Consider the following 24,120-nt stretch of genomic DNA (forward strand, 5'->3'; position numbering starts at 1 on the left):
CGAAGAATCTCAGTAGTTCTCATCCTCGCCACCATTGCGCGAGCGACAAGCCACCTCACGCCGCCGGCTCGTTGTGCTCAAAGTACAGATACTTCCTCCACGCCGCGTCCGCGCTCCCAATCATCCGCATAATGTGCCGCGACGTATGCAGCGAGAACGGCCTCGGCTCCCTCTTCAGCTTCATGTCCGTCAGCTCATGCAGCATCGCATTCCCCTTCTTCCGATTGCACGAATGACAACAAGCCACCAGGTTCTCCCACGACGACGTCCCGCCCCGCGACCGCGGAATCACATGGTCCAGCGTAAGCTCCGCCGCCGTCAGCACCATATCGCAGTACTGGCAGCAGTTCCTGTCCCGCAGCAAAATATTCTTCCTCGACAGTGCCCGCGTCTGGTGCGGAATCCTCCTGTACTCCAGCAGCCGGATCACGCTCGGCATCGCCACCCGCATCCGCGCCGCATGCAACACCTGACCCTGCTCCTCCTCCGTGCGCGCCACTCCCTTCAGCACCAGCACCAGCGCCCGCCTCGCCCCGCAGATATTGATCGGCTCATACGACGCATTCAGCACCAGCACCGGCATCTGCATCACCGGTTGTCGAAACACACCCGCACGAGGATCCTCTGCCACGCGCATCGCATGCCCCGGCAGATGTCCCGCGTGCCGCTTTCCCGTCAATCCTTGCTTCCGCATCTTGCCCGATTGCATCTTCACTGCCCTCCGGTCCAAATCGTTCGCCTCTGCCAGGTCCTTCTCTTCTAACAACTCATCCTGCATCCCAAACCGCGGTCTCTGCCGCGTTCCCTGCATCCCAGGCCGCCACCATCTCCCGCTGCGCGCGCGAGACCGTCGCAACCCAAACCCTCTCCGCCCCCGCCTGACGCAACACCCGCGCACACTCCCGCGCCGTCGCGCCCGTCGTATAAATGTCATCCACCAGCAGAACCTCGCGCCCCGCCACCGCCGCCGGATCGATCACCTCAAACGCCCCGCGCAGATTCCTCCGCCGCCCACCCGGCGTCAGTCCAAACTGGCTCTCCGTATCGCGCGTCCGCAGCATCGCCCCATGAGCCTCGCGCAGCCTCCACGCCGACCCGCGCCGCCGCAATTCACGCAGCGCAACATCCGCCAGCAGCACCGACTGATTGAATCCCCTCTGCCGCTGCTTCGCCCGATACAGCGGCACCGCCACCACCACCCCCACATCGCGGCTCATCGCAACACCGCCCCCAGCCGCATCGCCCAATCCTTCAATCACCCGTGCCAGCAGCCTCCCCAGCGGCTCCGCGACCGACCGCACCCGCTCATACTTCAGCATCTGAGTCAGCTCGCGCATCTGGTCTTCGTACACACCCCAGGCCACCGCGCGCTCAAACACCGGCGGAACCATCCGGCAAGGCGAACAAAGCAGCGGCCCCGCGCCGAACTGCCGCTCATAGCGCACACCATCGATGTCCAGCGCCTCGCCGCACCGCGCACACAGCGTCCCCGGCTGCGCCCGCAGCGCGTCGATACATCCATCACATAACGAAGTGGACCCAACACCGAGCAGCGGCCCCCCACAGGCACTGCAATCGCCGGGAAAGAAGGTTGTTACCAGATCCTCAAAAACCGTCCGTGCAAGCTCGACCGGACTCTTCAGCACCCGGGAAACAGCGCGCCATTCCTCCACACGTCCGGAACTTTCCCCGGCGCGCCCGCCGGGCGGACCGGGCGGAGCTCCGGTTCTCCTATCGAGCGAATTGTCATTCCAGCGTTGGCTGAAGACTCACCTCACTCGCGGCATGGGCAATTTCCACACCAATGCTCGCAGTATAAGCCCGCCCCATTACAGCAAGTCAAGAATTCCGCACCACGCAAGGTGCTCCACGGCAATGAATCGCAATCAAAGGTCGTCATCCCTAAGCAAAGCCAAAGCAGTAAGCCAAACCGTTGCTTCTGGATACGCCAAGCCTTTTCAGGCTTGGCTCTCTCGCCCGCCGCCAAAGGCGGCGCACCGCTCTGCCGAAGGCCGGAGCGAAGCCCGAAGGGAGAAGCGACTGATCAGGCGAACCAATTCCCTCCGCACCTGTGCTAAACCTAAAGCCATGTTCCGAGCCATCACGTGGTGCGCCAAGTGCCTCTTCCTCTACGCCCTCGTAGCCGTGCTCTCCATCAAGTTCGCCTGGATCTTCGTCCTCCCCACCTGGGCCGTCGCCACCAAGTTCCACTGGACCACCCAGAACCGTCTCGTCTTCCTCCTCAGCGCCTTCCTCCCCATCTTCGCCGCCGCCGGCTTCCTTCTCGGCCTCCTCCCCTTCGGCCGCCTCGGCAAGGCCGTCACCGAGATTGCCCCCGGCCTCGCCCGCTTCGTCGAACCCGACCCCATCCCTCCCATCTACTGGGCCTGGCTCCCCGTCACCGTAGCCTTCCTCATCCGTTTCCTCACCTGGCAGTCCCGCAATGCCAGCGTCCTCGGAGGCAACAACACCTCCGGCCGCATCGCCCGCTTCTTCGGAACCCTCAACGCCCAAACCCCAGCCCTCCTCGACCCCCGCTGGGCCCAGGACCGCTTCCTCCTCACCGGCCCCATGCTCTTCCTCATGGCCTGCGCGATAGCCGTCCTCCTCCGCCACACCCTCTCCCGCAAACCCGCCGCAGTCTCACCCGAAGTCTCTGAACCATAACCTGATCACGCCGGCCTCAAGGTCATGTTCCAATCGGGATACCACGGGGCGAGCGTACGCGACATCTGCGCAGCCGCTGGCGCTCCGCACGGCTCCTTCACCAATCACTTCCGTTCCAAAGAGGCATTTGCCCAGGAGGTGCTGGATCGCTACTTTGCCAACCTCCAGGGGCACGTCAAAGACGCTTTGGGCGACAACTCCCTCACTCCCCGGCAACGCCTGAAGCGCTATCTCGACATCATCAGCGGCCTCCTCGAAGCCGACAAATGGAATCGCGGCTGCCTGATCGGCGATTTCAGTCTCGAGGCCACCTCCCAGAGCGAACTCCTCCGCCAGAGGCTCGAGGCCATCTTTCAGGAGTGGCGTGCTCCGTTTGCCGCCTGCATCGCCGAGGCTCAAGCCGCCGGCGAAATATCCTTCCGCGCGTTGCGCCCGTGGCACACTGCATCGCACCCGACCTCATCGGCTTCGGCCAATCGGGAAAGCCCGACATCGAGTACCGCTTCGCCGACCACATCCGCTACCTCGACGCCTTCCTCGATCACGCTGGAATCTCATCAGCCTTCGTCATCGCGCAGGACTGGGGAACCGCGCTGGCATTTCACCTCGGCGCCCGCCGACCGCAGTTCATCCGTGGGCTTGCTTTTATGGAGTTCATCCGCCCCATGCCCGAGTGGAACGACTTTCACCCAGCTCAAATCGAAACCTTCCAGAAGTTCCGAACGCCCGGAGTAGGCGAAGAGATGATCCTTCAAGGCAACGCATTCGTCGAAGGGATTCTTCCCGCCGCGACCGTACGAAAGCTGTCCGAGGAGGAGATGTCCGTGTACAGAGCACCATTTCCCACACCCGAGTCGCGCCGGCCCACCTGGCGCTTCCCCAACGAACTGCCCATCGCTGGAGAACCGGCTGACGTATACGCAACCGTAGAGCAGGCACATCGGGTTCTGGCGCAGTCCTCTTACCCAAAGCTGCTCTTCGCAGGCAATCCCGGAGCGCTCATATCGCCCGCCTTCGCCGAGAGCTTTGCGAAAGGCCTGAAGAACTGCCGGCTCGTCCAGCTCAGCTCAGGCCTTCACTACCTGCAGGAGGATCATCCCGATGTCATCGGCGCCAACATCAAAGAATGGCTCATCGAGCAAAACGAACTCCGGCTGGCCTAAGGGCACGGTTGAACGCGACTAGTACGAAACTCTATGCTCGAGCGCCCGTGATTCGTTCGAGGGCCAAAGGGGTTCGGGACTCTCCGCACATTGAAATTCCAATGGAACGACTCTGCGCACTAACGGAGAACCAACTATCACTGGCGTTGAGAAAGCCGACAAACGAAAGAGGCCCGCCAAGTAGGCGGGCTTTTTCTATGTTTACTAACCGACCGGAGTAAGTTGCGCCTCTTCACACTCCCTTACGGTTACGATGTCAACCCTCAACCCTGAGCCTGGAATGGAAATTCTGGGGTTTAGCGACGCGAGCATGAACAGCAGGCCGAAGTTCACGGCGGATGCCGAGGACAGCAAAGAAGGATTGAAGAACCCATTGGCAATGAAGCAAACGATAAGTATTAGCACCGCGAGTTGATAACGCTTGTTTTCGCTGAAATTAAACGACTTGCGGTAATAGTTGAAGAGAATCACCAGGAACAGGGCAGAGCCAATAAGCCCGACTTGACCCACTACGGCCAGAATCTGCACCTCGTAGGAATATGGGGTTATATCTGAGCGGATAAGGTTGGGGTGACTCCCAAGTCCGTGACCGAAAAAGGGAGCATCCCAAAAGAACTCTTTGAGTGCCTTGATTTGCCATACGCGCAAGTCATCCGAAGATGTCATGAGATCCAGCGAGAAGCGGAACGCAATCGTCGCAAAGATGGCTTGACTCAAATATGCAACCACCGCGACACATGCGGCGATATACCACTTATGCATTCTGTCCTTCTGGCTCACCACAAAGGCCAGCGCGATTGCAACAGCCGTATACCCCCAGGTAAATCTGGCGAAGGTGTAAAGGTCAGAGACAAGCAGAAAGACTAGAGCAACAGTAGCCTGGAATGCTGTAATGCCTAGCCTGTTTCGCAGGCAGAGCAACGCAAAGATGCAGATCGGAAGAAGAGTATCTGAAACGAAGGAGATTCTTCCGCCAAAATCCCCCATATCGAGGGACATTAACACTACGCCGAATTGCTTTGATATTCCCTCAACAATGGCGCTTACCGGTATCCCAGCCATGAACGCATAACCGAAGATGAAGACCTTCAGGAAACCAGCAAAAGCCATTGCGAATATGCAGACCCTAATGAACTTCTCCCTGTCGCTGGTGGCAAACAATCGGATGATCCAGCAACCCGCAAGCGTCGTCACGACGTCCTTGAATTGAGAGAAAGCCAAAGCGGGTTCGTTTATGGGCTGAAACAAATATAAGAACGCCCAGGCGAAGAATGCGCACAGAACGAACAGGTTCCAGCTCATCGAATTAAGGGGATAATCTTCCCGAGCCATACGGTTCAGTGCACCAAAGAGGAGCGGCAGAAAAGCAAGCAACTTGACGTTGACGCCGAAGACGCTCCCCGTGGGGAGGAGTATTAGCAGGACAATATATCCATAGAAAAGAAGCATCAACCCAGAAATTATACCCGCCAAGTGAGTGGTTTATTTCCCCTTTACGGGCGCGGGGCCGTAAGCGGCTTTCGGTGTACGCTTCGGGTCGTCGGCCCGCGTCGAGAATATGTACGTAGCTTCTTTACCCTCGGAGTCCAGGACGCGGACGCAGTTAATGCGCATGTGTCGCCATATGCGGTACTTCACTTCAACCGGAGCGGTTACGGCCTTCAAGGGGTCCCGGCCCCACGGGCCGCCAATCTCAATCGCCCGCGTGTACCCCTCGGCGAAGGTTAGATTGTAGACGGCCCCGGTCTCGAGTTCGCCTTCCGCTATCGCCGGGCACGGCTGTCTGAAATCGCGACCTCAGTTCACGTGCAATGATTCAACTGGCTCGTGCTCCCCTGGCTCAAGCGCGGATTCCCTTCGTATGTCGATGCTCCCTGTCATGTAGGCTCCCTCCTCAACGGAGATGCGCGATACCACGACGTCTCCATATAAGGACCCCTCGCTGCGAATATTAAGAAGATCACTTGCCGTACAACTGCCCAGTACCTCGCCAAGCACGACGATATCCTGCGCTGCGATATTAGCCGAAACTCGGCCGTTGCGCCCCACCGTCACACGATCGTCCGGTAGTTCGATAGAACCCTCAATTTTCCCTTCGATATGAACGGATTCTGAGCCGGTGATCTCCCCTTTAATGAGCAATGATTTGCCGATAATGCTCTGAACGCCGACCGAGGATAGAGAAGAACTCGACTTGGAAGGCCGGACTTGGCGAGTCGGATCTGGAACTGAAGATGGTGTGGCATCGATGCGCTGATCTAACATGAGTCCTCTTTTCGCCTTTTTGTAGCCGTTGGAATGGGAACGCTCTGTTCAGGTCACGTTACGAGGGATTGCGACCACACAAAATAGCATCTTTGGGTGAGAACCGAAGGTATTGGAGCGAAGCGACCGGAATACCGCTTGTCAACCCCCACCAGACCCAAAAACACCCACAAACCCAACAAACCAAACCACTAACCCACCACCCACAAGTTGCCGATTAATTCCCTCCAACTCACTAAAATAGAAATAGAAGACAAAAAGGCCAGCGCAACGCCCGGACCTTTCCATCACATCCCACTAACCCAAGCAAATCCAATACTTTGCACGAGCCAGCCAACACAAACTGCCATTTTCAATACCTTACAAAACAACCCAAAACCGAAGTACCAACCTAAGTCAAATATTTTGAATACTTTGCACACAATAAGGGGGAGGGGAGGGGTACCATGACAACCACCAGAAGCACACTCGCACACCCCAACGCCACGACTGTTACACTCCCATCCAGCCTCAGACCCCAACACCCGACGCGCAAAGAGAGAACCGCCCCATGGCCACCGTCACCCGCCCACCGTTCAACCCCTTCATCCCGGCCACGGAGTCCCGCCCCGAACTCACCGCCCGCGCCCTCATCCTCGGTGCCTTCTTCGGAATCCTCTTCGGAGCCGTCACCGTCTACGTCGGCCTCCGCGCCGGACTGACGGTCGCCGCCTCCATCCCGATATCGGTCCTCTCCATCTCGATCCTCCGCGCCTTCGGCCGCGCCTCCATCCTCGAGAACAACATCGTCCAGACCACCGGCAACGCCGGCCAGTCCATCGCCTCCGGAGTCATCTTCACCCTCCCGGCCCTCATCTTCCTCGGCTTCGATCTCGAATCCAGCCGCATCTTCGCCCTCGCCCTCTTCGGCGGATGGCTCGGCGTCCTCTTCATGATCCCGCTCCGCCGCCAGCTCATCGTCGAGGAGCACGGCTCCCTCACCTACCCTGAAGGCACCGCCTGCGCCGACGTCCTCATGGCTGGCGAGCGCGGCGGCTCCTTCGCCTCCCGAGTCTTCCTCGGCCTCGGCCTCGGCGGACTCTACACCCTCTTCCAGAACGAGAATCTCTTCGGCCTCTTCCCCTCCACGCCGAACCGTTCCTTCGACATCGGAGAACAGCACCTCCTCAAAGGAGGAGCCATCCGCGCCGACGTCACCAGCGAGTACCTCGGCGTCGGCTACATCATCGGCATGCGCGTCGCCGCCGTCATGCTCGCCGGCGGAGTCTTCTCCTGGCTCGTCCTCATGCCGGCCATTTACTTCTTCGGCTCGCACCTCGCCACACCGCTCTACCCCGGCACCGTCCCCATCCATGACATGTCCCCCTCGGACCTCTGGCGAACCTACGTCCGCCCCATGGGCGCCGGAGCCGTAGCCTGCAGCGGCCTCATCACCCTGATGCGAACCGCCCCAACGATCCTGGCCGCCCTCACCGAAGGTTTCAAATCCATCGGCAAAAACAAAGGCACCGTAAAGAAAGATGTGTCATCCCGAGCGGAGCGCAGCGAAGTCGAGGGATCTGCGGTTGGACAGCCACCACGCACCGAACACGATCTCCCCTGGTCCGTCGTCATCGGAGGCTCCGTCCTCCTCGTCATCCTCCTCTGGTTCTTCCTCCAGTTCAAACCCGTCCCCGGTGCCCAGGTCGGAGCCCTCGCCAACTTCGCCGCCGCGATCCTGGTCGTCATCTTCGGCTTCCTCTTCGTCACCGTCTCCGCCCGCATCGTCGGCATCGTCGGTTCGAGCGCATCACCCGTCTCCGGAATGACCATCGCGACCCTGATGGCCACCGCCGCCATCTTCCTCGTCAAGGGATGGACCGCCCCCGCCTTCGGAGCCCTCGCCATCACCATCGGAGGCATCGTCTGCATCGCCGCCTCCAACGCCGGCGACACCGCACAGGACCTCAAGACCGGCTACCTCATCGGCGCAACTCCGTGGAAGCAGCAGCTCGCCATCATGATCGGAGTCATCATCTCCGTCTTCTCCATCGGCACCACGCTCAACGCCATGAACAAGGGCCTCGAGTCCTTCCAGCGCATGCCCAAGCCCATCGCCATCACGCTCTCCGCGCTCCCCGACGGCGTGCAGAACCAGGGCAGCTTCACCCGCGACCGCATCGCCCTCACCGACAGCTCCAACCCCTCGGCCGCGCACACCGAGCTCGACCACGCCCGCAGCTACATCCTGCTCAACGCCATCGGCTCCGCCACCCTCGCCGACGGCAAGTACCTCTACAACCCAGCCACCGGCCAGATCGAGGTCCAGTGGACCCAGGGCATCGGCAGCGAGAAAGCCGCCGCGCCACAAGGCAGATTGATGGCCACCGTCATCAACGGAATCCTCAGCCGCAAGCTTCCTTGGTCCCTCGTGCTGCTCGGAGTAGCCCTAGTCATCATGGTCGAACTCCTCGGCATCCGCTCCTTGACCCTCGCCGTGGGAGCCTACCTCTCCATCGGCACAACGCTCGCCATCTTCGTCGGAGGAGTCATGCGCTGGATGGTCGACCGCGCCCTGGCGAAGGCAGGCGTCGAGCAGTCCGAGGCAGAATCCGAGATCTCCCCCGGCTCCCTCTACGCCTCCGGCCTCATCGCCGCCGGCGGCATCGTCGGCCTCATGGGCGTCGGCGTCAAGCTCTACGAAGCCGCCACCGAAAAAACCATTCCCCGCTTCAGCGAACACAACTGGCTCCATCACGACATCGTCAGCGTCATCATGTTCGGCCTGCTCGCCTACTCGCTCTACTACTTCGCAAGGAAGCCGCTGGCCTCCGAGAAGTAGGCGCGCCGTCGCGACAAAGCGTTCAGTTCAGCGGCTCCGTGCTGATGTCCTCATCGTGCTTCTCGATCTCAGCAGACTCCCGCGGCTTCAGCTTGCGCAGAGTCTCCAGCAGCTTCGCCGGCTGAAACGACTCAAGCAAGACGTCTGCGCTCGGGCAGTCCACAAACCCCGGAGCGCAGATCACGATCACCGGAAGCTTCGGCTCAACCTTCTTCAGCTCCTGCGTCAGTTGCTCGGCCGGGAGGTCATGCAGCTCGCCATCCATTACCACGCCGTCAATCGCAGGGAACCGCCGCATCATCTCCAGCGCCTCCCTGCCGCTGTACGCCGTCAGCACGTTGAACTTCGCCGTCTCAAGCACCAGCTTGCGCGTCGAGATACTGCCGGGAAACTCCCGGTCCACGACCAGAAAACACGGTCTCACCATGCGGCCATCTCCTCAGCTGACTGCGACTCCCACCTAAGATGCAGGTTTCTGGAGCGGCAGACAGAACGTAAATACCGACCCGTGCCCCGCCTGGCTCGTCACCTCGATCGTCCCGCCGTGCGCCTCTACAATCGCCTTCGCGATCGCCAGCCCCATGCCCGTCCCCTGCACCCGATACCTCTGCCCCTGGCCGCGATAAAACTTGTCGAAGATCATCATCCGCTCGAAGTCGTCCACGCCCGAGCCGCGATCCGCCACGCTCGTGCACAGCCTGTTCTTCGCCACCTCCGCGCTGATGAAGATCGGACTGCCGTCCGGCGAATACTTCGCCGCGTTCTCCAGCAGGTGCTGCACCACCTTCGCAATTCGCTCAAGATCGAACTCCACCTTCGGCAGCGAATCCGGCAGCCTCACATCCACCGGATGCACCTTCAGCCCGCCGTCCATCTCCGCCATCGCCTCGTCCACCGCCTCGCGCATCGAGTGCGGCTTCACATCCAGATGAATCTCATGCGCATCGAGCTCGGCCATCTCCATTGCCTGCCCCACCAGCCGGTCCAGACGCCGGGCCTCCTGCTCGATGACCTCCATCATCTCGCCGCGCTGCTCTTCGTCGAGCGGTGCCGTCTGCAGGCTTGTCACCGCCGCCGTAATTGAGGTCAGTGGAGTGCGCAACTCGTGCGCCACCGAGTCCAGCAGCGCATTGCGCAGTCGCTCGCTCTCGCGCGAGGCCTCCACCCGCGTCAGCGTCTCCACCGCCCCGGCCCGCTCGATCGCAATCGCCGCCAGGCCGCACACCGCATCCAGCGCCTCGGGCGAGACACGTGACCCCGTAATCCCCACCGAACCGATCGGCCGCGTCCCCAGCAGAATTGGCACCAGCGTCACATCGCGCTCCTCCTCGTACCTGTGATCGCGCGAGAACGCCGCATCGCGCAGCGCAGCGGCAGAAACGTCCATATAGTTCGGACTCGAACGATACACGCGGTCTTTCTCCCGCAGGTACATCGCCGCCCCGGCAAGGTTGAAGGTTCCTGCGATCATCGCCGGCAGATCGTTCACGAGATCGATCACATTGGCCTTCACCAGCATCTGCTGGCTGAACTCATAGAGCCGCTCGGCCTCGCGCTGCCGCCGACGCGCAAGCTTCGCCTGCTGGCGCGCACGCTCGGCAAGCTGGCTCGCGACGATGCCCGTCACCAGAAACGTCGCCAGCGCCACCCAGTTGCGTCCTTCGCGGATCGTCAGCGTCAGCACCGGCGGCAGGAAGAAGAAGTTGAACGCTGCCGACGCCAGAAATGACAGGTAAATCGCTTGCCGGAGTCCCCAGTTGGCCGAGACCAGCAGAATTAGAATCAGCAGCGTCAGCGCCACCGTCGTCTCGTTGACATGCGCCCAGCGAAAGTACACCGCTACAATGGCAGCTAACGCAACCGTCGAGATGCCATACCGAATCAAACTCCACTTCACCGAACGTCGCACGCAACTATCCTAACGCCATGCCAGGACGCGAACCCTCCATCCCCGGCGTCAAGACTCCCACTCGAACTCCAGAGGAATGGCTCGAGAAGGTTGCTCCCGAGAAGATGCGCGGCACCTTCAAGCTCTTCCTCGGCTACGCCCCCGGCGTGGGCAAGACCTACAACATGCTCTCGGAGGCCATACGCCGCCACCAGCGCGGCGAAGACGTCGTCATCGGCGTCGTCGAGAGCCACGGCCGCGCCCCCACCGCCGAGCTCGCCCAGCACATCGAACAGGTCCCCCGCCGCCGCATCGAATACAAGGGAGTCCCCTTCGAAGAGATGGACGTCGACGCGATCCTCGCGCGCAAGCCGCAGATCGTGCTCGTCGACGAGCTCGCCCACACCAACATCGACGGCTCGAAGCATCGCAAGCGCTACGAGGACGTGCTCGAGCTGCTCGCCGCCAACATCGACGTGCTCGCCACCATGAACGTGCAGCACATCGAGAGCGTCGCGCCCACCGTCCAGAGCGTCACCGGCATCCAGATCCGCGAGACCGTGCCCGACTGGTTCCTCCAGCGCGCCGACGAGATCGTCATGGCCGATCTAACTCCAGAGGCGCTGCAAAACCGCATGAGGCGCGGCGACATCTACGGCCTCGACCGTGCCGAGAAGGCGCTTGCCAACTTCTTCCGCCGCGGCAACCTCATCGCCCTGCGCGAGCTGGCACTGCAACACGTCACCAAGGCCGTCGACCGCAAACTGACCGCATACATGGATGCCAAGCGCATCAGCGACAACTGGGCCGTGCGCGAGCGCGTGCTCGTCTGCATCAGCTCCAGCAGCGCGTCGCAGATGCTCATCGCCCGCGGAGCACGCGTCGCCGAAGGCGTCGATGGCGAACTCTACGTCCTGCACGTCGAGACTGATCGCGACCGCGGCAAGGAGGAACAGAGCACGCTCGACGCCAACCTCCAGTTCGCCCGCAACCTCGAAGCCCAGGTCTTCATCGTCAAGGGCAAGAACCTCCCCCACGCCATTGCCCAGTTTGTACGCGAGAAGCGCATCACCCACGTCATCTTCGGCCGTACCGCAGTCAGCGGCCTCAAGACGTATCTCTACTACTGGGCCATCCAGCACTTCCTCCGCGAGGCCCCCAACGTCGACGTCCACATCGTCACTCAACACCCGGAGCGCGAATGACCCCAACCGAACGCGAGCCAGCGAAGATCCTCCTCGTCGATGACGAACCGCAGATCACCCGTGTGCTGCGCACCGCGCTCTCCACGCAGGGCTACTCGATTCGCGTGGCCGGCAACGGCGTCCAGGCCCTTGAGGCGGCGCACGAGTGGAAGCCCGACCTCGTCATCACCGACCTCGCTATGCCCGAGATGAACGGAGTCGAGCTCTGCCACGAGCTGCGCACCGTCTCCCAGGTCCCCATCATCGTGCTCTCCGTCCGCAGCCAGGACCGCATGAAGATCGAAGCGCTCGATGCCGGCGCCGACGACTACGTCACTAAACCCTTCTCCATCCAGGAGCTGCAGGCCCGCGTCCGCGCGCAGCTCCGCCGCCACACCACCCCTGCCGCCGCCGCCGAGTCCGTCATCGCGCTCGGCGACTTCGTCGTCGACCTCCCGCAGCACCGCGTCGTCGTTCGTGGGCAAGAGATCCACCTCACCCCGAAGCAGTTCGACCTCCTCACCGTCCTCGCCCGCCACCCCGGCCAGGTCCTCACCCACCGCGCACTCCTCCACGCCGTCTGGGGAACCAATGCCGATCAGCCTGAGTACCTCCGCGTCAACATCGGCCAGCTTCGCAAGAAGATCGAGACCACCGAGGAGCCGCGCTACATCCTCACCGAGCCCTGGATCGGCTACCGCTTCCGCCCCACCGGTACTGACGATCTGTAGTGCCCTGAGCGCCACTCCAACTCTCTTGCCTGTCATTCCGACCGGAGCGCAGCGTAGTGGAGAAATCTGTTGCCCGTCCGGCGCGCCGCAAAGATAGGCGCGCGAATCATCTTTACGACTTCTTTACGAATTCCCTACCCCCTCTTTACGCCAAACCCGCTTCCATAGGTACTGGCGCGCCAAGATGCGCGCCGGAAACAGGAGCGTGTCACTTATGTGGGACCTCGGATGCATCGTCGCCAGTACGGCCTTCTTCCTCATCAGCATCGCTTACATCGCAGGCTGCGATCGCCTTGCAGTAAAGGAGAAGCTCTGATGCTGGAGATCACTCTGCTAGCCGCCGTTACCTCCGCACTTCTCGTCTACCTGGTCTACGCGCTGCTGCGGCCGGAAAAGTTCTAAGCCCAATTCCATAGAAAGTTGCAAAATGACCGCCAACGGCTGGTTTCAAATCTGTTTCTTCTTCCTGCTCGTCCTCGCATGCGCCAAGCCGCTCGGCACCTACATGGCGCGAGTCTTCGAGCGCCAGCGCACCTTCGCTGACCCCGTCCTTCGCCCCATCGAGAAGGTCCTCTATCGCCTGACCGGCATCGATGAGCATCACGAGATGCGCTGGACCGAGTACGGCGTCGCCATGCTCATCTTCAGCCTCATAACCCTCGTGGCGACCTACGCGATCGAGCGCTTGCAGAACATCCTTCCCCTCAACCCGCAGCATCTCGCAGCAGTAAACCCCGACCTCGCGCTCAACACCGCTGCCTCGTTCACCACCAACACCAACTGGCAGTCCTACGTGCCCGAGACGACCATGAGCTATCTCACGCAGATGCTCACGCTCGCCTATCACAACTTCTTCTCCGCGGCCGTCGGCATCGCGCTCGCCATCGCACTCGTTCGCGGCGTCTCGCGGCGCGAGTCGAAGACGCTCGGCAACTTCTGGGTCGACACCACGCGCGCTGCGCTCTGGGTCCTGCTCCCCACCTGCTTCATCTACGCTCTGCTCCTCGTCTCGCAGGGCGTCATCCAGAACTTCCGCCCCTACGACACCGCGAAGCTCGTGCAGCCGCAGTCGGTCACCACGACAGGCGCCGACGGCAAATCCACGACGCAGACCATCACCACGCAGAGCATCGCTCAGGGCCCGGTCGCCTCGCAGGAGGCCATCAAGATGCTGGGCACCAACGGCGGCGGCTTCTTCAACGGCAACAGCTCGCATCCGTTTGAGAACCCCACGCCGCTCTCGAACCTGCTCGAGATGCTCTCCATCTTCCTCATCCCCGCGGCCCTCACCGTCACCCTCGGCCGCATGACGCGCTCGCCCGCGCACGGCTGGGCCGTCTTCGCCGCGATGTCCGTCCTCTTCGCCGCCGGCGTCGCCGTCGCCTACTACGCCGAGTCGCAGCCCAATCCGCTGCTCCACTCAGCCGCGATGCACATCGACCAGCACGCCTCGCCGCTCCAGGCCGGAGGCAACATGGAGGGCAAGGAGGTCCGCTTCGGCATCGCCAACTCCGCGCTCTTCGCCACCGTCACGACCGACGCAAGCTGCGGCGCCGTCAACAGCATGCACGACTCGTTCATGCCGCTCGGCGGCCTCGTTCCACTTGTCAACATCATGCTCGGCGAGGTCATCTTCGGAGGAGTCGGCGCAGGCCTCTACGGCATGCTCATCTTCGTCGTCCTCGCCGTCTTCATCGCCGGCCTCATGGTGGGCCGCACGCCCGAGTACCTGGGCAAGAAGATCGAGGCCTACGACGTGAAGATGGCCATGCTCTACGTGCTCATCTTCCCGCTCTCGATCCTCGGCTTCTCCGCTGCGGCGCTCATGATGCCAAACCTCGGCCTCGCCTCGCTCGCCAACGCCGGCCCGCACGGACTCTCTGAGATCCTCTACGCCTACACCTCGGCCACCGGCAACAACGGCTCTGCCTTCGCCGGGCTTAGCGCAAACACGCACTGGTACAACCTGTCGCTCGCCACCGCGATGCTCGTCGGCCGCTTCCTCATGATCGTCCCGATGCTCGCCGTCGCCGGTTCGCTCGCCCAGAAGAAGCACATCCCACCCTCGCCCGGAACCTTCCCCGTGCACACGCCGCTGTTCACCGTGCTGCTCGTCGGAGTCGTCCTCATCGTCGGCGCGCTCACCTTCTTCCCCGCGCTCTCGCTCGGTCCCATCCTCGAGCACCTTCTCCTGCAAGCTGGCAAGACCTTCTAGTCAAAGAAAGACTCCGAGTACACACATGTCACAAACAAAAAAACGCTCGCTTTGGGATGCACAGATCGTCCGCCGCGCTCTCGTCGACTCGCTCGTCAAGCTCGACCCGCGCAAGATGATGAAGAACCCCGTGATGTTCGTCGTCGAGATCGGCAGCGTCATCACGTCCATCTATCTCTTCCGCGATCTCGCCACGCACAAGAACGCTCTCGGCTTCGATCTCCAGATCACCCTCTGGCTCTGGTTCACCGTGCTCTTTGCCAACTTCGCCGAGGCCATGGCCGAGGGCCGCGGCAAGGCCCAGGCCGACGCCCTGCGCCGCGCCAAGGCCGAGACCACTGCCGTCCGCCTCCGCATCGACGGCACCACCGAGAACGTCCCCAGCTCCGACCTTCGCGCCGGCGACCTCTGCCTCTGCGTCGCCGGCCACATGATCCCCGGCGACGGCGAGATCATCGAAGGCGTCGCCTCGGTCGACGAGTCCGCCATCACCGGCGAGTCCGCTCCTGTCATTCGCGAGGCCGGCGGCGATCGCTCCGCCGTCACCGGAGGCACGCGCGTCCTCTCCGACGAGATCAAAGTCCGCATCACCTCCAACCCCGGCGAGACCTTCCTCGACCGCATGATCGCCCTCGTCGAAGGCGCCGAGCGTCAGAAGACTCCCAACGAGATCGCGCTCAACATTCTCCTCGCCGGACTCACGATCATCTTCCTGCTCGCCGTCGTCACCCTGCAGCCCATCGCCATCTACTCCACCGCCCCGCAGACCATCTTCGTGCTCATCTCGCTGCTCGTCTGCCTCATCCCCACCACCATCGGCGGCCTGCTCTCCGCCATCGGCATCGCCGGCATGGACCGCCTCGTCCAGCACAACGTCCTCGCTATGTCCGGCCGCGCCGTCGAGGCCGCAGGCGACGTCAACACGCTGCTGCTCGACAAGACCGGCACCATCACCCTCGGCAACCGCCAGGCCGCTGAGTTCATCCCCGCACCCGGCGTCAGCAAAGACCAGCTTGCCGACGCAGCGCAGCTCTCCTCGCTCCCCGACGAGACACCCGAGGGCCGCTCGATCGTCGTCCTCGCCAAGGAGCAGTATGGGCTGCGTGGCCGCGAGCTTCACGAACTCAACGCCGAGTTCGTCCCCTTTTCCGCTACCACGCGCATGTCCGGCGTCAACCTCGACGGACGTGTCATCCGCAAGGGCGCTGCCGACGCCATCGCACGCTTCCTCAACGACAACGGCGGCAAGCTCCCCGACGAGGTCCGCACCGCAGTCGAAACCGTCGCACGTACCGGAGGCACCCCGCTCGTCGTCGCCGAAAACCGCCAGGCCCTCGGCGTTATCCACCTCAAAGACATCGTCAAGGGCGGCATGAAGGAGCGCTTCCATCAGCTCCGCGCCATGGGCATCAAGACCATCATGATCACCGGCGACAACCCGCTCACCGCCGCCGCCATCGCCCGCGAGGCCGGCGTCGACGACTTCCTCGCCGAGGCCAAGCCCAAGGACAAGATGGACCTCATCCGCCGCGAGCAGGCCGAAGGCAAGCTCGTCGCCATGACCGGCGACGGTACCAACGACGCCCCCGCGCTCGCCCAGGCCGACGTAGGCGTCGCCATGAACACCGGCACGCAGGCCGCAAAAGAGGCCGGCAACATGGTCGACCTCGACTCCAACCCCACCAAGCTCATCGAGATCGTCGAGATCGGCAAGCAGCTCCTGATGACGCGCGGCGCGCTCACCACCTTCTCCATCGCCAACGACGTCGCGAAGTACTTCGCCATCATCCCAGCGATGTTTGCCGCTACCTTCCCCGTGCTTGGCGCGCTCAACATCATGCACCTCAAGACGCCGCAGTCGGCCATCCTCTCGGCCGTCATCTTCAACGCGATCATCATCATCGGCCTCATCCCGCTCGCACTGCGCGGCGTCGGCTACAAGGCCATGTCCGCCGAATCCCTTCTGCGCCGCAACCTCATCATCTACGGACTCGGCGGCATCATCGCCCCGTTCGTCGGAATCAAGCTCATCGACATGCTTATCACCGCGATTCACCTCGCATAAGGAAGACGAAGATGCTCATCCTCCAAAGAAACGCTACCGTACCAACTCAGGCCGAGAAGTCGCCCCTCTTTGTCCCGCCCACCGCGAAGACGGAAGCCGTAGAAAGAACCTCCATGCGCCGACAAATCACCACCGCCGTCCTCTACACCGTCGCCACCACGGTCCTCTTCGGCGTCATCTACCCACTCGTCGTCACCGCCGCCGCGCAGCTCCTCTTCCGCGACAAGGCGAACGGCCAACTCATTCAGCAGAACGGCCAGACCATCGGCTCGCGCATCATCGGTCAGACCTTCACCGGCCCGGCCTACTTCCATTCGCGTCCGTCGGCCGCAGGCAGCGGCTACGACGCCGCCAACTCCTCCGGCTCCAACTATGCGCCGACGAACAAGAAGCTCATCGACCGCGTCACCACCGACGCCGCCGCGCTTCAGCCCGATAACCCCAACGCCGAGATTCCCGTAGACCTCGTCACCGCCTCCTCCTCCGGTCTCGACCCGCACATCACCCCCGCGGGAGCCGACTTCCAGGTCGCGCGCATCGCCTACGAGCGCAATCTCTCCCAGACCACCGTCCGTGAGCTCATCGCCCGCCACACCGAAGGCCGCCAGTTTGGCTTCCTCGGCGAGCCCCGTGTCAACGTCCTCGAACTCAATCTCGACCTCGACCGCACCGCGCCGGTGCCCGCCGCACATTAGGTCTCCACACCACTCACGCTCTTCATAAACACGGATGGCATGACCAAAATCATGCCCATCCGGGTTTCATCGTTTGAAAAGCAACCAGCAAAAACGGCTTTTTCTAATGACAACGCGTTTTTTCTGGTAACAATCCTCTTTCTGGTCAGACCTCTCCTCTGCTAGCATGGCCTCGCCATGAAAACCATCAACTCCGCTCGTCGCGACCTCCTCAAGCTCAGCGGCATGGGGCTGGCCGCAGCCGCTGCCACCTCCGTGCCCGCCGCCTACGCCGCCCAAAAACCCTCTGCCACCTTCCCCGCAGCAGCCATCTTCGACGTCCGCACCTACGGCGCCGTCGGTGACGGCAAGACCGTCGACTCGCCCGCCATCAACAAGGCCATCGAGGCCGCAGCAGCAGCCGGCGGTGGCACCGTCTTCTTCCCCGCCGGTACCTGGCTCACCTTCTCCATCCGCCTCAAGAGCCACGTCAACCTGCATCTCTCGCAGGGCGCCACCATCCTCGCCGCCGACTCGCCCAAGCCCGGCGAGACCACCGGCTACAACGGCGGAACCTACGACGCCGCCGAGCCCAACGACCCCTGGACCCCCTACCAGGACTACGGCCACAACCACTGGCACAACTCCCTCATCTGGGGCGAGGGCATCGACGACGTCTCCATCACCGGCCCGGGGCTCATCTGGGGCAAGGGCCTCAGCCGCGGAACCCGCACCGGCTTCGTCGCCGAGCAGCCCGGAGTGGGCAACAAGGCCATCGCGCTCAAGAACTGCCGCAACGTTCTCTTCCGCGACTTCTCGATCCTCAAGGGCGGACACTTCGGCCTTCTCCTCACCGGCGTCGACAACCTCACCATCGACAACCTCACCATCGACACCGACCGCGACGGCATGGACATCGACTGCTGCTGGAACGTCCGCGTCTCCAACTGCTTCGTCAACTCGCCCTGGGACGACGGCATCTGCCCCAAGTCCAGCTACGCTCTCGGCTACGCCCGCGCTACGCAAAACGTGACGATCACCAACTGCTACGTAGCCGGATGCTACGAACTCGGAACCTTCCTCGACGGGACCCGCAAGCCCTTCGGCCCCGAGGTCAAGATCCGCCGCAACGGCCGAATCAAGTGCGGCACCGAATCCAACGGCGGGTTTAAGAACATCACCATCTCGAACTGCGTCTTCGACGGCTGCATGGGCCTCGCGCTCGAAAGCGAAGACGGCGCTCTCTGCGAAGACATCGCCATCTCCAACATCACCATGCGCGACGTCATCAATGCCCCACTCTTCTTCCGTCTCGGCGCGCGCCTGCGCGGCCCTAAGGACACCTCCAAGGTCGGCACCATGCGCCGCATCCTCGTCGACAACGTCTCCAGCTACAACACCGGCTCGCGCATCTCGTCGATCCTCAGCGGCATCCCCGACTACGCCATCCAGGACGTCAAACTGTCCAACATCTACATCCACCACCAGGGCGGAGGCACCGCCGAGACCGCAAAGCTCGTCCTGCCCGAGAACGTCGAGAAGTACCCCGACCCGCCCATGTTCGGCGCAGACACACCCTCGCAGGGCTTCTTCCTCCGCCACGTGAACAACCTCGAGATGAGCCACGTCGAGATCGCGCCCGCAGCCGCCGACGCTCGCCCCAGCTTCTATCTCGAAGACGTCAACCGCGCCGACTTCTTCGCCATCACCGCGCCCACCAGCCCCGCAGCCTTCGCCCTCAACAAAGCGACCGATCTTCGCGTCGCCTTCAGCCGCGCTGCCAAGGACACACAGCTCGCAACCGCGAACAACCAGGCGCTCTAAACACGCCCTTCGACTTCCCCTCTTAGCGCGTCATCCTGAGCCAACAAGAGGTGTCATCCTGAGCGAATAAGGGTGTCATCCTGAGCGAAGCCTCTCGCAGTTTCATCGCGGGAGGCGCAGTCGAAGGATCGGCGGTTTGCCGAAGCACCCGAAATTTCTATCGATCAATCAGAAGATGATGCGTTTCGACGCAGCACGAAGTACATCATCTCCTGCACGCTCCCAGCCGGCGTGCGATGACTGTCTCTACGCGACTCCATCACCTCAAAGCACCCGCCCATTACCTTCCTGAGAGCCGCCTCGTCGTACCGCGACACCTCCAGCCCGCTGCATCGCTCCGGCCCTTCCAGCGCAAAGGTCGCCAGGATCAGAGCTCCATGCGGCTTCAGAATGCACGCCACCTGCGCGAAGTACGCCGCCTTCTCTTCCGCTGAACTCAAAAAGTGAAAGACAGCCCGATCATGGCATAGATCGTAGCTCTGCAACTCCAGCTCAGCATCGAGAAAGTCCGCAGCAATCCACTTCACCCTCTTTGCTGCATCACCCAGCCGAAGCCGCGAAGCCTCGAGCGCATCGCCCGCAATATCCAGAACCGAAACTTCGTCAAACCCCGCAGCCGGCAAATCGTCCACCAGCGTTGAAGCGCCTCCGCCGATATCCAGAATCGCCGCCCGCTTCGATCTCGCAACGCGCTCGATCACCTCGAAAGACACCTCCAGATGCGGCCGGTACCAGCTCAGCGCCGTCACCGCTCGCCCTCGATAAACGTTCTCCCAATGCGCGCGGCGATCCATCAGCATCCTCTTAGTCACCGCCATCTATCGTACCTTCAGCCCACGAGCCGCATCAGATACCCTTGTACTTCGCACTACTCCGTGTTTTCATCGGTTTGCACCCATTGGAGCCAGCCATGCCTTATCACATCGCGCGCGAAGGCCAGACCTACGGTCCCTACACCCTCGAAGATCTCCAGCGCTACGTCGCCAGCGGCAACGTCCTCCTCACCGACCTCGCCAAATCCGACGACTCTCCCGACTGGGTTCCCGTCGCGCAGATCCTCAACCCCGCAGCAGGCGCGACCGCGGCCGTCCCCATATCCCCCGACTACACCCCGCCGGCAGCGCCTTATATCCAACCCGCCGCCTACGCCGCCTCTCCCTACCCCGACCCGCCCAATCTCCACTGGGCGCTCGTTCTCCTCATCGGCATCTGCACCTGCGGAGTCTTCTTCGTCATCTGGGATCTCGTCCAGGTCCTCTGGGTGAAGCGTGTCCAGCCCCAGACCAAGGCCATGCCGTACTTCATCGCCTATGCTATTGGCTCCTTCCTCAACGTCGGAGCATCGATGGGTACCAGCGCAGCCATCATGAATGGAGCCCACCCAACCAGTTCGCCGGTCTCCGCGCTCATCAGCCTGGCTACCCTTGTCCTCCTCATCCTCTTTCGCTTTGCCATGAAGGCCTCGCTCGAGCAGCACTTCAACGGCCCCGAGCCGCTCGGCCTTCGCCTCGGCCCCGTCATGACCTTCTTCTTCGGCGGCCTCTACTTCCAATACCACCTCAACCGCCTCAACGAGATGAAACGCGCAATGGCCTACCGCGGGTACTAACCGTGACCACCACCACGCACAGCCGCATCGCTCTACTCATGCGAGCGGCCGTGCCTTTGACCATCGCCTTCGCTGCAGCCGCGATCCTGCTGCGCTTCCCGCCCGCGCTCTACGGCTTCTACCCGCACTGCCCCATCCACCAGTACCTTCACATCCTCTGCCCAGGCTGCGGAGCCACACGCGCCCTCGCCGCTCTCCTCCACGGCAACCTCGCCGAAGCCCTTCACCTCAACGCGCTCACCACGCTCCTCACACCCGTCGCGCTTCTCTACGCAGCCGCCTGCTATCAAAGCCTCCTTTCACGCAGACCGCTCCATCTGCCGCATCCCCCGCGCGCAGCCATCTACGCGACGCTCGCAGTAGCCGCAGCCTTCACCGTCGCGCGCAATCTTTAGGTAGCATCACATTTCACCTCAAAATAAGCAGTACGTAGATGAAGTGTCATGAGCGAAGCCTCTCGCAGTTTCACCGCGAGAGGCGCAGTCGAAGGATCTGCGGTTCCCAGCTTGTGTGACTCGCGCAAAGACACAAAACGGCCTCGACCCACACGGGCCGAGACCGTTCGTGACATCACTTACTACTGGTTACGCCTCGACCGCGACCGGTTCAGGCGTCGTCGCCGCAGGCTGCGCCGTTCCACCCTTCAGGTCCGTGCCGCCCGGCTTGCGGATGTCGATGCCGCCCTTGAAGAACGCACCATCTTCAATCGAGATGCGCGCCGCAATCACGTCGCCCGTCAGCGAGCCTTCGCTGCGGATGTCCACGCGATCGCTCGCCTGGCAGTTGCCGCGAACCTTGCCCAGCACGACTACCTCACGCGCAACGATGTTCGCCGCGACCTGGCCATTGCGGCCCACGGTCACACGGTTTCCCGGAAGGTTGATCGCGCCCTCCACTTTGCCGTCGATGTACAGCGATTCGGAGCCAGTTACCTCGCCCTTCACCACCAGAGACTTTCCAATCGTCGCCTGCTCGCCCGTAGGCACTGCTGCAGTTCCTGCGCCGGGTGCCGCCGCCGTACGCGGAGCCTCGTAGCTCGGCGCCGGGGGAGTCGGCCGCGACGGTTCAGGAGTTGAGGGGCTATTGCTACCCGGCTGATTCGGTTTCCACATATTCGTCTGTTTCCTTTCCTGACTACTGGAGATGACCCCTCTGCGGGCTACACTCGAAGCGCCGCCTGTGCCGGCAGAACGCTCTGTTTTCACGATACTACTCCGCACCGCATCACGCCTTAACGTCGATTCACAATGAATTCCACAGTATTTGAACCTTCTTCAATACTCCCCGGAAGCTCTTTCCACCCGTCTTGAACTTTCTTCCACATGTAACCCCTTTTATTCCACCCCACAAAAGTGTCAGCCCGCTCCCACCCGCGATTCACCGGCCTCCGGTAGCATGATGGGCATTCCCATGATTCGGCCGCGGAAACCTCCGCGCGCGCTCCTTCCACAGGCCGGCTCCCGCAGCAACCAATCGCAGGGCCGGCCCACACACTCTCCGAGCCCCGTGAAATCCCCAGCCAAATCCCAAGTCCTCCTTCTGCTGCTGAGCCTCACCACGCCTCTCTTCGCCGCCACCAAGGCCCCAAAGACCCACACCGTCTCCCTCGGCGTCGTACGCCGCGTCCCCTGGACCCAGCCCGACGCCACTCCCGAAGAAAAATCCGACGAGACCTCCACCATCAAGGTCCGCCCGCTCCTCGTCGACGACCGCCAGCGCGACTGGACCACCGGCGAGCTGCACGAGATCACCGACCGAACCTTCGCCATCCGCCGCGCCCTGCACATCAACGACGCCCTGCCCACCGACACCGCGCCGCACTGGATCTGGCAGCCCGGCCCCTGGATCACCGTCGATCGCGTTACCGGCCACATCACCGCGCTCCACCTGCCCGACTTCGATCCCGTCGTCTCCAACGCCGTCTGGTTCCACGACTACGCCGCCTACTGCGGAACCGCCACCACCGCCAAAGGAGCCAACTTCTACGTCATCGTCGCGCAGCTAGGAGCCCGCCGCCCCGTCGTCCAGAGGCTCCTCGGCAAATGGCCCCAGCCCAACCACTTCATCCCCGTCTGCCAGCCCGCCAAGTGGCAACGCCTTCCTCTCAGCGTCACCATCCAGCCCACCGGCGGCGAAGCCACCACCTACGACGTCGTCGGCACCGCCTCCATCGTCGAAGAAGGCGACAACGACGACACCAACTGACCAGCGAATCTCCACGCCAATCAGTCTGGCTCGCGAAATTCCAGCGATGAAAACCTGCAACCTCCAGCTTGCCGAGACTTACTCGAAGCTCCCCTCTTACTCTTCGAAACGCCGTGTGACGCGCGCATAGGAAGCTCTTCCTCGCGCATCGGCTTATTCCAGACAAACGACTGTGCAGTAGTGATTTGAGAGCGTATAGTCTCGTGCTGCTGTGAGTAGCACTTGGATGTCTCACTCTGAGAGGAGAAACGACAATGAAAACAAGGACCCTCTTTTTATCTTTGGCGCTGTGCTTTATCGCAACAGCCGTGTGTCTTGCCCAGAACCCAAACATGGGCACCTGGAAATTCAATGAAGCCAAATCGAAGGTCGCTGCGGGACTCATGAAAAACTCAACACTCGTCTACGAGGCCCAGGGTGACGACGTGAAAGTGACCTCGGATGGCACCAGGGATGGCAAGCCACTCCACACCGAGTGGACGGGCAAGTTCGACGGCAAGGATTACCCCGTCACCGGCGATCCCTCTGTAGACACGCGGGCGTACTCAAAGGTCGACGACCATACATTGGCCGTAGCCAGCAAGAAGGATGGCAAAGTGGTAATGAGCGGTCGCATTACCGTCTCAGCAGACGGCATGACGCGCACAGGACACATGACAGGAACCGACTCGTCCGGCAAGAAAGTATCCAGCACCGCGGTGTACGACAAGCAGTAACGACCACCTGTGACTCGACACAAGATTAGCTATCTGTGTCCACCAACACCCCAGGGAGATGGCCGCTTCTCTCCTGGGCCTATCTCCCAGCTC

22 protein-coding genes and 1 pseudogene are annotated in these 24,120 nt (G+C 62.1%); 15 read left to right on the top strand and 8 right to left on the bottom strand.

Annotated features, from left to right (window positions below):
• Positions 1-55: 55 nt before the first annotated feature.
• Together Q363_RS08875 and Q363_RS35935 are read right to left on the bottom strand one after the other, a co-directional pair.
• Entirely contained in the window at positions 56-709 is a 654-nt protein-coding gene (locus Q363_RS08875; RefSeq protein WP_035349482.1) for an HNH endonuclease, read from the bottom strand.
• A 58-nt stretch (positions 710-767) separates the two neighbouring features.
• On the bottom strand, positions 768-1,646 hold the full coding sequence (locus tag Q363_RS35935) for a ComF family protein (protein WP_051978574.1): 879 nt from the start codon (positions 1,644-1,646) through the stop codon (positions 768-770).
• A 442-nt stretch (positions 1,647-2,088) separates the two neighbouring features.
• Between Q363_RS35935 and Q363_RS08885 the strand changes: the two genes are divergently transcribed.
• From Q363_RS08885 to Q363_RS08895, 3 genes and pseudogenes are all read left to right on the top strand, one after another.
• Complete coding sequence (locus tag Q363_RS08885; protein ID WP_035349436.1) at positions 2,089-2,667, top strand: hypothetical protein; 579 nt, start codon at positions 2,089-2,091, stop codon at positions 2,665-2,667.
• Between the two features lie 24 nt (positions 2,668-2,691).
• A pseudogene (locus tag Q363_RS46150) lies at positions 2,692-3,024 on the top strand (TetR/AcrR family transcriptional regulator); the annotation flags it as partial.
• Positions 2,934-3,830, top strand: a complete 897-nt coding sequence (locus Q363_RS08895) for a haloalkane dehalogenase (RefSeq protein ID WP_084080158.1) — start codon at positions 2,934-2,936, stop codon at positions 3,828-3,830. The pseudogene Q363_RS46150 and the gene Q363_RS08895, both read left to right, overlap by 91 nt.
• A gap of 204 nt (positions 3,831-4,034) precedes the next feature.
• On the opposite strand, the gene Q363_RS08900 is transcribed toward Q363_RS08895, so the two are convergent.
• Positions 4,035-5,303 (bottom strand): O-antigen ligase family protein, encoded by a 1,269-nt coding sequence (locus Q363_RS08900; protein WP_035349439.1) that lies wholly within the window; start codon positions 5,301-5,303, stop codon positions 4,035-4,037.
• A gap of 324 nt (positions 5,304-5,627) precedes the next feature.
• Positions 5,628-6,095 carry a bactofilin family protein gene (locus Q363_RS08910; protein ID WP_051978575.1) on the bottom strand — a complete coding sequence of 156 codons (468 nt, stop codon included), beginning with the start codon at positions 6,093-6,095 and terminating at the stop codon, positions 5,628-5,630.
• A 550-nt stretch (positions 6,096-6,645) separates the two neighbouring features.
• Here Q363_RS08910 and Q363_RS08915 point away from each other — a divergent pair.
• The gene (locus Q363_RS08915) at positions 6,646-8,916 is read left to right on the top strand and encodes an OPT family oligopeptide transporter (protein WP_035349441.1); all 2,271 of its coding nucleotides are present in this window, start codon (positions 6,646-6,648) and stop codon (positions 8,914-8,916) included.
• A 22-nt stretch (positions 8,917-8,938) separates the two neighbouring features.
• Here the strand turns inward: Q363_RS08915 and Q363_RS08920 are convergent, their stop codons facing one another.
• Complete coding sequence (locus Q363_RS08920) at positions 8,939-9,343, bottom strand: response regulator (protein ID WP_035349442.1); 405 nt, start codon at positions 9,341-9,343, stop codon at positions 8,939-8,941.
• 33 nt (positions 9,344-9,376) lie between these two features.
• Positions 9,377-10,825: a sensor histidine kinase gene (locus tag Q363_RS08925; RefSeq protein ID WP_064742617.1), complete on the bottom strand. Its 1,449-nt coding sequence runs from the start codon at positions 10,823-10,825 to the stop codon at positions 9,377-9,379.
• Between the two features lie 17 nt (positions 10,826-10,842).
• Between Q363_RS08925 and Q363_RS08930 the strand changes: the two genes are divergently transcribed.
• From Q363_RS08930 to Q363_RS08955, 7 genes are all read left to right on the top strand, one after another.
• The gene (locus tag Q363_RS08930) at positions 10,843-12,009 is read left to right on the top strand and encodes a universal stress protein (RefSeq protein WP_035349443.1); all 1,167 of its coding nucleotides are present in this window, start codon (positions 10,843-10,845) and stop codon (positions 12,007-12,009) included.
• On the top strand, positions 12,006-12,719 hold the full coding sequence (locus Q363_RS08935; protein ID WP_035349444.1) for a response regulator transcription factor: 714 nt from the start codon (positions 12,006-12,008) through the stop codon (positions 12,717-12,719). The genes Q363_RS08930 and Q363_RS08935 overlap by 4 nt, the downstream gene beginning before the upstream one ends.
• 216 nt (positions 12,720-12,935) lie before the next feature.
• Positions 12,936-13,121 (top strand): K(+)-transporting ATPase subunit F, encoded by a 186-nt coding sequence (gene kdpF / locus Q363_RS42710; protein WP_211256149.1) that lies wholly within the window; start codon positions 12,936-12,938, stop codon positions 13,119-13,121.
• Positions 13,122-13,146: 25 nt separating this feature from the next.
• Positions 13,147-14,934: a potassium-transporting ATPase subunit KdpA gene (gene kdpA / locus Q363_RS08940; protein WP_035349445.1), complete on the top strand. Its 1,788-nt coding sequence runs from the start codon at positions 13,147-13,149 to the stop codon at positions 14,932-14,934.
• Between the two features lie 25 nt (positions 14,935-14,959).
• Positions 14,960-16,999, top strand: coding sequence for a potassium-transporting ATPase subunit KdpB (gene kdpB, locus Q363_RS08945; protein ID WP_035349446.1), 2,040 nt, complete (start codon positions 14,960-14,962; stop codon positions 16,997-16,999).
• Between the two features lie 113 nt (positions 17,000-17,112).
• Positions 17,113-17,694, top strand: coding sequence for a potassium-transporting ATPase subunit KdpC (gene kdpC, locus Q363_RS08950; protein WP_035349487.1), 582 nt, complete (start codon positions 17,113-17,115; stop codon positions 17,692-17,694).
• A gap of 177 nt (positions 17,695-17,871) precedes the next feature.
• Positions 17,872-19,497: a rhamnogalacturonidase gene (locus Q363_RS08955; RefSeq protein WP_035349447.1), complete on the top strand. Its 1,626-nt coding sequence runs from the start codon at positions 17,872-17,874 to the stop codon at positions 19,495-19,497.
• Between the two features lie 164 nt (positions 19,498-19,661).
• Here the strand turns inward: Q363_RS08955 and Q363_RS08960 are convergent, their stop codons facing one another.
• The gene (locus Q363_RS08960; protein ID WP_211256150.1) at positions 19,662-20,315 is read right to left on the bottom strand and encodes a class I SAM-dependent methyltransferase; all 654 of its coding nucleotides are present in this window, start codon (positions 20,313-20,315) and stop codon (positions 19,662-19,664) included.
• Positions 20,316-20,407: 92 nt separating this feature from the next.
• Between Q363_RS08960 and Q363_RS08965 the strand changes: the two genes are divergently transcribed.
• Together Q363_RS08965 and Q363_RS08970 are read left to right on the top strand one after the other, a co-directional pair.
• Entirely contained in the window at positions 20,408-21,106 is a 699-nt protein-coding gene (locus Q363_RS08965) for a DUF4339 domain-containing protein (protein ID WP_035349448.1), read from the top strand.
• Positions 21,107-21,108: 2 nt separating this feature from the next.
• The gene (locus Q363_RS08970) at positions 21,109-21,501 is read left to right on the top strand and encodes a DUF2752 domain-containing protein (protein ID WP_051978577.1); all 393 of its coding nucleotides are present in this window, start codon (positions 21,109-21,111) and stop codon (positions 21,499-21,501) included.
• Between the two features lie 189 nt (positions 21,502-21,690).
• On the opposite strand, the gene Q363_RS08975 is transcribed toward Q363_RS08970, so the two are convergent.
• Positions 21,691-22,218, bottom strand: coding sequence for a bactofilin family protein (locus Q363_RS08975; RefSeq protein ID WP_035349449.1), 528 nt, complete (start codon positions 22,216-22,218; stop codon positions 21,691-21,693).
• A 394-nt stretch (positions 22,219-22,612) separates the two neighbouring features.
• Between Q363_RS08975 and Q363_RS08980 the strand changes: the two genes are divergently transcribed.
• Entirely contained in the window at positions 22,613-23,311 is a 699-nt protein-coding gene (locus Q363_RS08980) for a hypothetical protein (RefSeq protein ID WP_035349490.1), read from the top strand.
• A 254-nt stretch (positions 23,312-23,565) separates the two neighbouring features.
• Positions 23,566-24,027, top strand: a complete 462-nt coding sequence (locus Q363_RS08985; protein ID WP_035349450.1) for a hypothetical protein — start codon at positions 23,566-23,568, stop codon at positions 24,025-24,027.
• Positions 24,028-24,120 lie beyond the last annotated feature (93 nt).

It is taken from the genome of Edaphobacter aggregans DSM 19364 (assembly GCF_000745965.1).
GTDB classification, from domain to species: domain Bacteria; phylum Acidobacteriota; class Terriglobia; order Terriglobales; family Acidobacteriaceae; genus Edaphobacter; species Edaphobacter aggregans.